Below are 11,773 nucleotides of genomic sequence, written 5' to 3'. Positions count from 1 at the left end.
AGCATTCGAACTCATCATCTGCACAAAAAATCCCCGCCCTACTCCATCCGGGATTGGCTCAACAACAATAGCCGTCTGAAAAAAGCCGTCTGAAAAATCCATTTTTCAGACGGCTTTTGTATGTCTTTAATCCTGCGAAAGCGCTTCTACTGCCCTTTCAGCCACTCATCTCGAGTGTTTTTCGCTTCTTCAAAATAGCGGTAGAGCGCGGCGTTGTCGCCCTGCTCCAATACGCCGCGCAACACGGCGAGCTGCGCTTCCACGCCGGAGAGCAAATCCAGCAGGCTGCGCTTGTTCGCCATGCAGATGTCCGTCCAAATCGCGGGGTGGCTGGAAGCGATGCGGGTAAAGTCGCGGAAACCGGATGCGGCAAATTTCAGATAAGTTGCGCCGTCGGGGTGGTCGAACATTTCATGCACAAATGCAAAGGCCAGCAGATGCGGCAGATGCGACACCGCCGCAAAAACAGCATCATGCTCGGCCGCGCTCATGCGGAACGTACGCGCGCCGACGGCCTGCCACAGCGCTTCTATCCGCTCCAGGCTGCCCGGCCGCTCGCGCCCGTGCGGCGTGATAATCAGCTTTTTATCCTGATACAGCCCGAACTGCGCCGCCAGCGCGCCGTGGCGGTCGGAGCCGGCAATCGGGTGGGCGGCGATGCAGTTGGCGAAAAAATCGGGCAGGTATTCGGCAAAGGCAGCCAATGCCGACTGCTTGGTGCTGCCGACGTCCGACACCAGCGTGTCCGTCCGCAAAAAGGGCGCAATGGCGCGGCAGATGTGCGGCAGCGTGGAAACGGGCGTGGCAATCAAAACCAAATCCGCATCGACCATGCTCTCGGCGCACACTTCCGTAAACGCGGCATCTATGACTTTGCGCTCCAGCGCGCGGTCGAGGTTGTCGCGGCTCAAGTCGATGCCCGTGACTTTTTCCACCAGCCCCAAACGCTTCAAATCCAGCACAAACGAGCCGCCGATCAGGCCGACGCCTATCAGGGTGATGTGTTTGAGCGGAGCGGTGGCAGACATACAGGGCTTCAATAATCGGTTGGAAACGGCTTAGTTTACCCGATTGGGGCGTGTTCTCAAAGCCGAAAACGCGCCGCACGCCGCCTACAGCTGCCGCGCACATAAAAAAAGGCCGTCTGAAACGGATGTTTTTCAGACGGCCTGCCTTTATCTGCCTGCAAGATAACCGTCGGATGATGTTGGAATGACACGGTAATCCCGCCGGAGACAAGTGCTTAAAAGCGGTTTACAGCCGGTTGGTTTTCCCCAAGCGTTGCACGGTTTCGTTCAACAGGGTTTCGATTTCCAACCACATTACAGCAGCCCCGGATTGCCTTGTGCCGGATCGGCGGCGCGGGCGGCTTCGGCATCGGCCACAGTCAGCCCCAAGGCTTTGGCCACGCCTTCGCCGTAAGCCGGATCGCACTTAACGCAGTTGCGGATATGGCGGTATTTGATGAAATCCGGCGCATCGCCCATGGCGGCGGCGGTGTTGTCGAACAGGGCCTGCTTTTGCTGCGCGTTCATCAAGTTAAACAGCGCGCGCGGCTGGCTGAAGTAGTCGGCATCGTCTTCGCGGTAGTTCCAATGCGCGGCATCACCGTTGATTTTCAGCGGTGGCTCGGCAAATTGCGGCTGCTCCTGCCATTGTTGGTAACTGTTCGGCTCGTAATGCAGCGTGCTGCCGTAGTTGCCGTCCACGCGGCCTTGTCCGTCGCGGGCGTTGCTGTGTACGGGGCAGCGCGGCGCGTTCACCGGAATCTGGTTGCGGTTGACGCCCAGGCGGTAGCGTTGCGCGTCGGCGTAGTTAAACAGGCGCGCCTGCAGCATTTTGTCGGGCGACACGCCGATACCGGGCACGAGGTTGCTCGGTGCGAAGGCGGATTGTTCCACGTCGGCAAAGAAGTTTTCCGGATTTTTGTTCAGCTCGAACTCGCCCACTTCAATCAGCGGATAATCTTTTTTCGGCCATACTTTCGTCAGGTCAAACGGATGGTAAGGCACTTTCTCCGCATCGGCTTCGGGCATAATCTGCACATACATCGTCCACTTCGGAAAATCGCCGCGCTCGATGGCTTCGTATAAATCCTTCTGATGGCTTTCGCGGTCTTGGCCGATGATTTTTTCCGCTTCTTCGTTGGAAAGGTTTTCAATGCCCTGCTGCGTACGGAAGTGGAATTTCACCCAGAAGCGTTCGCCCGCTTCGTTCCAGAAGCTGTAAGTATGGCTGCCGAAGCCGTGCATATGGCGGTAAGACTTCGGAATGCCGCGCTCGCTCATCACGATGGTCACTTGGTGGAAGGCTTCGGGCAGCAGCGTCCAGAAATCCCAGTTATTGGCCGCGCTGCGCATATTGGTGCGCGGGTCGCGTTTGACGGCTTTGTTCAAATCCGGGAATTTGCGCGGGTCGCGCAGGAAGAACACGGGGGTGTTGTTGCCCACCATGTCCCAGTTGCCCTCTTCGGTGTAAAACTTCAGCGCGAAACCGCGGATGTCGCGCTCGGCATCGGCCGCACCGCGCTCGCCGGCCACGGTGGTGAAGCGGGCGAACATTTCGGTTTGCTTACCGACTTGGCTGAAAATCTTGGCACGGGTGTATTTCGTGATGTCGTTGGTGACGGTAAACGTACCGAACGCACCGCTGCCTTTGGCATGCATACGCCGCTCGGGAATCACTTCGCGCACGAAGTCGGCCAGTTTTTCGTTCAGCCACAAATCCTGCGCCAGCAAAGGGCCGCGCGCGCCGGCGGTAAGGCTGTTTTGATTGTCGGCAACGGGCGCGCCGTTGCTCATGGTGAGATGGGTCACAGGACATTTGTTCATGGTGCTGCTCCTTTGGGTCGGGTCAAAATCGGGGTGTGAAGCGTCTGATGTTTATCGTCATTAGCAGAATTAAGATACGCTGTCGGCTGCTGACCGTATTTTATCCGTTGCGTATGACTGTTTTTTTAAGGTATCGGGGTTACAGATTTTCGATTTGGCGGAAAGCGTATTCGTAGCCGGTTTCCTGTTCATACCATTCGCTGATGCTCATCGGTATCTCCTTCGTTTTCACTATGGAACATATCATAATCTAAAATTTTAACTATTAAAACTATGAAACCGATTTCTTTTAGCTATATTAAATGGATATTTAATTATTAATAGTTTTCCCTGATGATGTAAGCCGCCGTTTTCAGACGGCCTTTTCCGCCCTATAATGCCCCCATGTATAACCACGCCACCACCCGCATTTTAGGCATCGACCCCGGCAGCCGCGTTACCGGCTTCGGCATCATCGATGTACGCGGCCGCGAGCATTTTTACGTTGCTTCCGGCTGCATCAAAACCATACCCGGCGACGAGCTGGCGGGGCGGATTGCGGTGATTTGCGAGCATATCGGCGAAATCATCGACACCTACCGCCCCAACCATGCCGCGGTGGAGCAGGTGTTTGTCAACGTCAATCCCGCCGCCACGCTGATGCTCGGCCAGGCGCGCGGCGCGGCGATTGCGGCCTTAACCATGCGCGGCCTGCCCGTGTACGAATACACCGCCCTGCAGGTCAAGCAGGCTGTGGTCGGGCAAGGCAAGGCGGCCAAAGAGCAGGTGCAGCACATGGTGGTGCAGATGCTGGGGCTGTCGGGCACGCCGCAAGCCGATGCCGCCGACGGCCTGGCCGTTGCGCTGACCCACGCCCTGCGTAATCACGGCCTGGCCGCCAAGCTCAACCCCGACGGCATGCAGATTAAACGCGGGCGGTTTCAGGGCTGAGCCTGTTTTCAGACGGCCTATCCCACCGCCGACGCGCAGGCCGTCTGAAAAACCGCCCGCGCCGCCACATCAAAGGAGAACCTTGTGAACGAGACCATTCAAACCCTGCTGCAACACCGCAGCATCCGCAAATTCAAACCGCAGCCGCTGGACAAAGCCACCATTGACCTGCTGGTCGAAGTCGCCCAACGCGCATCCACCAGCAGCTATATGCAGGCCTGCACCATCATCAGCGTGACCGACGAAGCGATTAAACACGAATTGGCCGTGCTCGGTATGCAGGAATATGTGCGCGACAACGGCCATCTGTTTATCTTCGTGGCCGACACCGCCCGCAATTCCGCCATCGCCGCCGCGCAGGGCATCGACCCCGTGTACCAAAGCAGCGCCGACCGTTTCCTGGCCGGCGTATATGACTGCAGCATCGCCGCGCAAAACATGGTCGCCGCCGCCGAAAGCATGGGCTTGGGCGCGGTGTATCTGGGCACGATACTCAACGATGCCGCCAAAGTCATCGAGCTGCTCGGCCTGCCGCCGCGCACCTTCCCCGTATTCGGCCTCGCGCTGGGCTACCCCGAATTCCAGCCGCGCCTCAAACCGCGCCTGCCCGCCCAAATCGTGCACATGGAAAACCGCTACACGCCGGTTACCGAGCCGGAGCAGCAGGCCGCGCTGGCCGCCTACGATGCGGAAATGGCCGAATATTACAGCAAACGCGGCAGCGGCAGCCGCGAAGAAACCTTCAGCCACATGGCGGGCAAATACACCCACACCCAGCAGGCCAAGCGCACGCAGTTGGGCAAATTAATCCGCCAGCAAGGTTTCTTTACCGAGCTGGATAAAGACGCATAAGCCGCCAAAGGCCGTCTGAAACCGCAGCACTGCCGGTTTTCAGACGGCCTTTGCGCCGCATTAGTCAATTCAAATAAAAAAGCTACCGAGTTTGGCCGCCGCCCGCTCGCCCTAACCGCACGGATACCGATAATGAAATTTGCCTTTTTCCTGCTTTATCTCATCCAGCTGCTGCCCTTCAAAATCATCCACCTGATTGCCGACGGCATCGGCACGCTGGCCTATTACGCCGTCGCCCCGCGCCGCAAAGTAGGCGAAGTCAACCTGCGCAAATGCTTTCCCGAATGGAGCGCAGCGCAGCGCAAAGCCGTATTGAAAAGCCATTTCCGGCACATGGGCAAACTCCTGTTTGAATACGGCCTGTATTGGTATGCCCCGGCAGAGCGGCTGCGGAAATTCGTGCGCTACCAAGACAAGCACCATCTGGATAACGCGCTCGCGGCAGGCGAAAAAGTCATCCTGCTCTACCCGCACTTTACCGCTTTTGAAATGGCCGTTTACACGCTCAACCAAGACGTGCCGCTTACCAGCATGTATTCGCACCAGAAAAACAAAGCCATGGACGAGCAGATTCTCAAAGGCCGCCACCGCTACGACAATGTGTTCCTGATCGGCCGCAACGAAGGCCTGCGCGCCATCATCAAGCATTTACGCAAAAGCGACGCGCCCTTTCTCTACCTGCCCGACCAGGATTTCGGCCGCCACGACTCGATTTTCGTCGATTTCTTCAACATTCCCACCGCTACCATCTCCGGCCTGAGCCGCATCGCCGCGCTCACCGGCGCCAAAGTCATCCCCGCTATTCCCACCCGCGAGGCCGACAATACCGTTACCCTGCGCTTCTACCCCGCATGGGAACATTTCCCCGGCAGCGACCTCCACGCCGACACCCGCCGCATGAACGAATTTATCGAAGACCGCGTCCGCGAAATACCCGAGCAGTATTTCTGGCTGCACAAACGCTTCAAAACCCGCCCCGAGGGCGAAGCAGGGTTTTATTAATCCGAAAATTACATGCAGCTACAAATAAAACCCGACAGCCCGCCGCCGGCGGGCTGTTTTATTTTCTTCTAATCAAACCCGCCGCACCGCAAAGCCGTCTGAAAAACGCACACGCAAAACACCCGAGTATTTGTATTTCCTACATTATTTATATGCCTTCAAAATAATTACCGCCGCATACCTGTTACCTAAAAAATAAAATTCCTCAAACATGAATATTTAATTAATACATTAAATTTAATTTTGTTTAAAATCATATATTTATAAAATAAGCACATTTTATCCGCTTTTTGTCACACTAAAGCTAAAAAACATAAATTCCAAAATTTAAAACAATCAAAAAATTAAATGCCAATAAAATCCTTAAAAACCCCAAATTTTCGGATTTTATAACCATTTTTCAGCAGATTGCAAACAAACAGCAAAGAAGATTTTTAAAAACAAAACGCTTGCCAAGCCCCTGCTTTTCGCGTAAATTCCGCTACATCAAATTACAGCTTTCAGACGGCCTATCCGCAAAGCATTCTGAAAGCGCTTTCTTCCCCCTCGTGGGACGCTGCGGCAGACTGATTCCTGCTGCCGGAGCGGTTTTTTATCGGTGCAGAGTTGAGCTGCGCTGATAAAGCCGCAGGCGAAAGCCTGTATTGTTTGTGAAGCGTAAATCTCTGATTTGAGGTATTGGGGCAATCCTGTGGGGGATTGCCTCTTTTTTTATCTGCGGCTTCGTGCCACAATGCCCTATCCCGAACGACCGGAGTACCGCCATGACCCCGATACTCGCCTTTGATATCGAAACCGTCCCCGATGTAAACGGCATCCGCCTGCTCCACAACCTGCCCGCCGGCGTATCCGATGAAGAAGTCGTCTTATTCGCCCAGCAAAAACGCCGCGCCCAAACCGGCGGCGATTTTATGCAGCACCATCTGCACCAAGTGGTCGCCATTTCCTGCTGTATGCGCTGGGGCGCGGAAAAAATCCACGTCGGCACCATCGGCGACACCGGCGACAGCGAAGAAACCGTCATCGCCAAGTTTTTCGAACTGATTGAAAACCACACCCCGCAGCTCGTCAGCTGGAACGGCGGCGGCTTCGATTTGCCCGTCTTGCACTACCGCGCCCTGATTCACGGCATCGCCGCCGCCCGCTATTGGGATATGGGCGAAGGCGATTTCGGCGACAGCCGCGATTTCAAGTGGAACAACTACATCAGCCGCTACCACAGCCGCCATTGCGATTTAATGGATCTGCTCGCCCTCTACCAGCCGCGCGCCAGCGTGCCGCTCGACGATATGGCGAAACTCTGCGGCTTCCCCGGCAAGCTCGGCATGGACGGCAGCAAAGTATGGGAAGCCTACCACCAAGGCCGTCTGAAAGACATCCGCGATTATTGCGAAACCGACGCCGCCAATACCTATTTAATGTATCTGCGCTTCCGCCTGATGAGCGGCGCACTCGACGGCGACGAATACGAAGTCGAAGTCAAACGCCTGAAAAACTATCTGAAAGAACAATCCGCCGATAAGCAGCACTGGCAGGAATTTATTGCCGAATGGCGTTAAACGGCAAAAGCCGTCTGAAAACACCGCAAAGGGGATTTTTCAGACGGCTTTTTTCAAATCTTAATCCGCCGCAGCTCCGTAGAACGGGCATCTTGTGACCAAAGGAAATCCCGTTTACGGGACCCGTCGCTCATTTATGGAATGAGATAAACCTTTTACAGAGCCATTTTCTTTGCCTTGCAGCAAAGCGACGGGCAGGGATGCCCGTCCTACGCTCTCCCAAATCCATCAGGCGGCTGAGCAAAGGCTAAGCCGCTTGGGAACGGATAAAGGCTTCGGATTCACTCAGCCACCTGTCGAAATCAAGATAAGCCGTACTTTTTACAAAACAAAAAGCATAGGCCGCACCCAACCCGTACCCAAAAACCACGGCATTTTCAGACGGCCTTGCCCCTACTCCGCCTTAAAACGCACTGCCTCGCCGAACACCTCTGCCCACAGGCGGCGCACGCTGTCGTAATACGCGGCGGGCGTGTTGCCGTCTGCCGCCCGGTTGCCGTCGCACAGTTTGGCGTTGTGTTGCTGCTGGCGGTAGAAGCGGTAGGCATCGCGGCTTTGCGCGGCCAAGTCTTTATCGGCCAGCCCGCAGCCGGCGGCGATGTCCAGCAGGGCGATGTTGCCGTAGTTGTCGAGCAGCGCGGGATAGTCGCGGGCATAGGCCAAAATCAGATACTGCACGATAAATTCCACATCCACCACGCCGCCGCGCGCGTATTTGACGTTGCCGTCTTCGGGCGGATGCGTGGCAAACATTTTTTCGCGCATGGCGATGATTTCCTGCGCCAACGCTTTGCGGTCGCGTTCGGCGGTTAACATATCGCGGCGGATGCGCTCGAAGGCCGTCTGAATATCTGCTTCGCCGCAGATAAAACGCGCGCGGGTCAGGGATTGGTGTTCCCACGTCCAAGCATTTTCGCGCTGGTATTTTTCAAACGCGGCCACGCTGTGCGCCAAAAAGCCGCTGTCTCCGTTGGGACGCAGGCGCAAGTCCACGTCGTAGAGCATGCCCGCGCCGGTGGCGGTGGCCAGCCAGTTGGTCAGGCGGCGGGCGAAACGGGTGTACACATCGGCGGCATCGGGATGCGGGTCGTCATACAGGTACACCAAATCGAGATCGGAGGCATAGCCCAGCTCTTTGCCGCCGAGCTTGCCGTAGCCGACCACGGCAAAGCGCGGGGTGTCGCGGTGTTTTTTCGGCATATCCGCCCACACATACGGCATGGCGGCGGCAATCACGGTATCGGCCAGCAGGGAAAGCTCGTCCGACAGGGCTTCCACCGTCCACAGTCCGGCCAAATCCTGCACCGCCAGGCGGAATACTTGGGCGTGCTGGAAATGGCGCAATACATCCATCTGCGCTTCGGTATCGCCGTTACAGTTGGCCAGGCCGTCTGAAAGTTCGGCAGCCAGGCGCGGCCAGTCAAACTGCGTTTCCAAAAGCTGGGCGCTGATTAATTCGTCGAGCAGTATCGGATAGCGCGTCAGATAATCGGCCACCCAGGCGCTCTGCCCCATGATTTCGGCCAGATGCCGCAGGGTTTGCGGATGTTCGTTTAAAAACGCCAGATAGGCGGAGCGGCGGCTGATGTTTTCCAGAAAATCCAGCAGGCGCAGCAGGGTTTCGGTGGGATTGGGCAGCGCGGCGGCGGCTTCGGCCAGGCGGGGCACGGCGGCATCGAAACGCGGCTGGGCATGGGCGGAAAGGTGGCGGTATTTGTTGCTGCTGCGGATATTGTCCAAACGCCCAACCACCGCATCGGCATCGAAACCGGCCTGCTGCAGGCGCTCGCGTTTCGCCTGTTCGTCGGCGCCGCCCTGCCACAGCCACTGCCAGGCGTGGGTTTCGTCGGCTTCCGCATCGGGATCGCTGAGAATTTCGTTAAACAGGGCGTTAACGCGGGCGCGGTGCGCGTTCAGGCCGTCTGAAAAAGCGGCATAGTCGGCAAAGCCCATGCTTTCGGCCAAAAGCTGCTGCTGGTCGGGATCTGCGGGCAAGGTTTGCGTCTGCTGGTCGTCCCAATACTGCAGGCGGTGTTCCACATCGCGCAAAAAGCGGTAGGCTTCCAGCAGCATATCGGCCTGCGCCTGAGGCAGAATGTCGGCTTCGGCGAGCTTGTGCAGCGTTTCGCGCGTGCCTTTCAGCTGCAGCGCGCGCATTTGGCCGCCGCGTATCATTTGGAAAATTTGGGCGATAAATTCGACTTCGCGGATGCCGCCCGCGCCGAGCTTGATGTTGTCGGCCATGCCTTTTTTGCTGACTTCGCTGCGGATTTGGCGGTGCAGGCGGCGCATACCTTCGTAGGCGTTGTAATCGAGATATTTGCGGAAAACAAACGGCCGCACCAGCGCGGCAATACCGTTCGGATAAGGCGTGACCACGCGGCCTTTGCACCAGGCATAACGCTCCCATTCGCGCCCGTGCTGAATCAGGTATTGCTCCAGCGCGGTTTCGCTCGACACCAGCGCGCCCGAATCGCCGTCCGGCCGCAACCGCATATCGACGCGGAACACCTGGCCGTCGGCGGTGATGTCGTCCAGCAGCGCAATCAGTTTTTTGCCGACTTTGGTGAAAAATTCCTGATTTTCACGCGCACGCCGCCCGTCGGTTTCGCCCGATTCGGGGTAGACGAAAATCAAATCGATGTCGGACGAAACATTCAGCTCATAGCCGCCCGCCTTGCCCATCGCCACCACGCTCAAATGCTGCGGCGACTGCGTATAACGCCCCAGCGGCGTGCCGTACAGCCCCTGATAATAAGCATGGGCAAACTGTAAAGCCGTATTGATGGCAAAGTCGGCAAACAGCGTAATCGTGCGTGTAACTTCGTCTAAATCGCTGATGCGGTTGATGTCGCGCACGATAATCTGCGCCACCACATAGCGGCGCAGCAACCGAAGCTGCCGCGCCAGCTCCGCTTCGTCTTCCGCCGCGATGATGCCCGACCAGTCGGCAAACGCCTGAAAATCGGCTTCTGCGAGCGTTTTCTCCAGCATGGGCAGAAACACCTCCGGCTGAAGGTTGCCGCTGTCGAGATGGCGGGCAAGATAATGCGAATGGCGGCGGGCATACTCAATCGGGTTCATAAGGCAGTCCGGTTATAGGGGGAATATAGTCGGTGAAATTCAATTCTGCGACAAGGCGAGCCAACGCCGTAGCAGGATTTAAGTTCGACAACGATACACCATCATAGCAAGGATTACGGCCTAATGAAAAGCCGCGCCGCCCGTGCGCTTTTCAGACGGCCTGCTCTGAATCGGGTACAATGCGCTTCTGCACCTTGTACCATTTTCCGCCATCATAAAAAATGGTGTCACCATCCAGCAAAAAACACAAAAACCGTACACAATATGCCAAACAACACACCGCAGAAGCCGTCTGAAAACAATCAAGTTAACCAATTTATCGGCACACGCCGCCTTTCCGTGGCGCCCATGCTCGACTGGACCGACCGTCACTACCGCTATCTGGCACGCCAGATTACCCGCCACACCTGGCTTTACAGCGAAATGGTCAACGCGGGCGCCATCAATTACGGCGATAAAGACCGCTTTTTGATGTTCAACGAAGGCGAGCAGCCCGTCGCCCTGCAGCTGGGCGGCAGCGAGCCTACCGAATTGGCGCAGGCGGCCAAAGCCGGCGCAGCTTACGGCTACAATGAAATCAACTTAAACTGCGGCTGCCCCAGCCCGCGCGTGCAGAAAGGCGCGTTCGGTGCCTGCCTGATGAACGAAGCGGATTTGGTGGCCGACTGTCTCAACGCCATGCAGGACGCGGTGCAGATTCCCGTAACCGTCAAACACCGCATCGGCATCGACCGCCAAACCGACTATCAGCCCCTGGCCGATTTCGTCGGCACGCTGCGCGGTAAAACCGCCTGCCGCACCTTTATCGTCCACGCCCGCAACGCCTGGCTCGACGGCCTTTCCCCCAAAGAAAACCGCGACGTGCCGCCGCTGAAATACGAATATGTGTACCGCCTCAAGCAGGAGTTTCCCGATTTGGAGATCATCATCAACGGCGGCATCACCACCAACGAGCAAACCGCCGCCCACCTGCAACACGTTGACGGCGTGATGATCGGCCGCGAGGCTTACCACAATCCGATGGTGATGCGCGAATGGGACCGCCTGTTTTACGGCGACGATGCCGCTCCGGTCGAATATGCCGATTTGGTGGGCAAACTGTATGCCTACAGCCAAGCCCAAATCCAAGCCGGGCGCGGCACGACCCTGCGCCACATCGTCCGCCACAGCCTCGGCCTGATGCACGGCCTCAACAAAGCGCGCGTATGGCGGCGTATGCTCTCCGATGCCAACTTGCTGAAAGACAACGACGGCAGCCTGATTCTCGAAGCCTGGCGCGAAGTGGAGCGGGCCAATTCCTGGGCTTAAAGATACGGTGCAGGCCGTCTGAAAATATGATTTTCAGACGGCCTTTTTGTTTGGAATGCGGGGGAAGCGAAGCGGACTTGCGAAGCTAATGACGGCAATAAAGATTTCTGTTTTTCAAAAATCCCCCCTATTTCTTCCCGCCCCACCCCGCAAAAAAGCCGTCTGAAAACCAAGTTTTTCAGACGGCTTTTTTGTTTTGCAGCGATA

At 56.8% G+C, this 11,773-nt stretch carries 8 protein-coding genes; 5 read left to right on the top strand and 3 right to left on the bottom strand.

Translation table 11 applies throughout. From position 1 onward, the window contains the following. Positions 1-146: 146 nt before the first annotated feature. Both BDE01S_RS04225 and BDE01S_RS04220 read right to left on the bottom strand, forming a co-directional pair. The gene (locus tag BDE01S_RS04225) at positions 147-1,028 is read right to left on the bottom strand and encodes a prephenate dehydrogenase (protein ID WP_066077772.1); all 882 of its coding nucleotides are present in this window, start codon (positions 1,026-1,028) and stop codon (positions 147-149) included. A gap of 294 nt (positions 1,029-1,322) precedes the next feature. Continuing rightward, on the bottom strand, positions 1,323-2,831 hold the full coding sequence (locus BDE01S_RS04220; protein WP_066077770.1) for a catalase: 1,509 nt from the start codon (positions 2,829-2,831) through the stop codon (positions 1,323-1,325). A 384-nt stretch (positions 2,832-3,215) separates the two neighbouring features. On the opposite strand from BDE01S_RS04220, the gene ruvC reads away from it, so the two are divergent. From ruvC to BDE01S_RS04200, 4 genes are all read left to right on the top strand, one after another. After that, positions 3,216-3,761, top strand: a complete 546-nt coding sequence (gene ruvC, locus BDE01S_RS04215) for a crossover junction endodeoxyribonuclease RuvC (protein WP_066077766.1) — start codon at positions 3,216-3,218, stop codon at positions 3,759-3,761. 84 nt (positions 3,762-3,845) lie between these two features. Continuing rightward, positions 3,846-4,613: an NADPH-dependent oxidoreductase gene (locus tag BDE01S_RS04210; protein WP_066077764.1), complete on the top strand. Its 768-nt coding sequence runs from the start codon at positions 3,846-3,848 to the stop codon at positions 4,611-4,613. 132 nt (positions 4,614-4,745) lie between these two features. Further along, positions 4,746-5,615 carry a lipid A biosynthesis lauroyl acyltransferase gene (locus BDE01S_RS04205; protein WP_066077761.1) on the top strand — a complete coding sequence of 290 codons (870 nt, stop codon included), beginning with the start codon at positions 4,746-4,748 and terminating at the stop codon, positions 5,613-5,615. Between the two features lie 764 nt (positions 5,616-6,379). Continuing rightward, complete coding sequence (locus tag BDE01S_RS04200; protein WP_066077759.1) at positions 6,380-7,174, top strand: 3'-5' exonuclease; 795 nt, start codon at positions 6,380-6,382, stop codon at positions 7,172-7,174. A 393-nt stretch (positions 7,175-7,567) separates the two neighbouring features. On the opposite strand, the gene glnE is transcribed toward BDE01S_RS04200, so the two are convergent. Continuing rightward, a complete protein-coding gene (glnE, locus tag BDE01S_RS04195) occupies positions 7,568-10,258 on the bottom strand; it encodes a bifunctional [glutamate--ammonia ligase]-adenylyl-L-tyrosine phosphorylase/[glutamate--ammonia-ligase] adenylyltransferase (RefSeq protein ID WP_066077757.1) in 2,691 nt (896 codons plus the stop codon). A gap of 264 nt (positions 10,259-10,522) precedes the next feature. Here glnE and dusA point away from each other — a divergent pair, with 264 nt between their 5' ends. Next, positions 10,523-11,566, top strand: coding sequence for a tRNA dihydrouridine(20/20a) synthase DusA (gene dusA / locus BDE01S_RS04190; protein WP_082790416.1), 1,044 nt, complete (start codon positions 10,523-10,525; stop codon positions 11,564-11,566). Positions 11,567-11,773 lie beyond the last annotated feature (207 nt).

Source organism: Bergeriella denitrificans NBRC 102155 (assembly GCF_001592185.1).
GTDB lineage: Bacteria > Pseudomonadota > Gammaproteobacteria > Burkholderiales > Neisseriaceae > Neisseria > Neisseria denitrificans.
This window is presented reverse-complemented; position numbering and strand designations above follow the sequence as displayed.

What these genes read in the sequence shown, in the direction of transcription:
- BDE01S_RS04225 (WP_066077772.1), bottom strand. Translation starts at nt 1,028, where the DNA reads ATGTCTGCCACCGCTCCGCTCAAACACATCACCCTGATAGGCGTCGGC.
- BDE01S_RS04220 (WP_066077770.1), bottom strand. Translation starts at nt 2,831, where the DNA reads ATGAACAAATGTCCTGTGACCCATCTCACCATGAGCAACGGCGCGCCC.
- ruvC (WP_066077766.1), top strand. Translation starts at nt 3,216, where the DNA reads ATGTATAACCACGCCACCACCCGCATTTTAGGCATCGACCCCGGCAGC.
- BDE01S_RS04205 (WP_066077761.1), top strand. Translation starts at nt 4,746, where the DNA reads ATGAAATTTGCCTTTTTCCTGCTTTATCTCATCCAGCTGCTGCCCTTC.
- BDE01S_RS04200 (WP_066077759.1), top strand. Translation starts at nt 6,380, where the DNA reads ATGACCCCGATACTCGCCTTTGATATCGAAACCGTCCCCGATGTAAAC.
- glnE (WP_066077757.1), bottom strand. Translation starts at nt 10,258, where the DNA reads ATGAACCCGATTGAGTATGCCCGCCGCCATTCGCATTATCTTGCCCGC.
- dusA (WP_082790416.1), top strand. Translation starts at nt 10,523, where the DNA reads ATGCCAAACAACACACCGCAGAAGCCGTCTGAAAACAATCAAGTTAAC.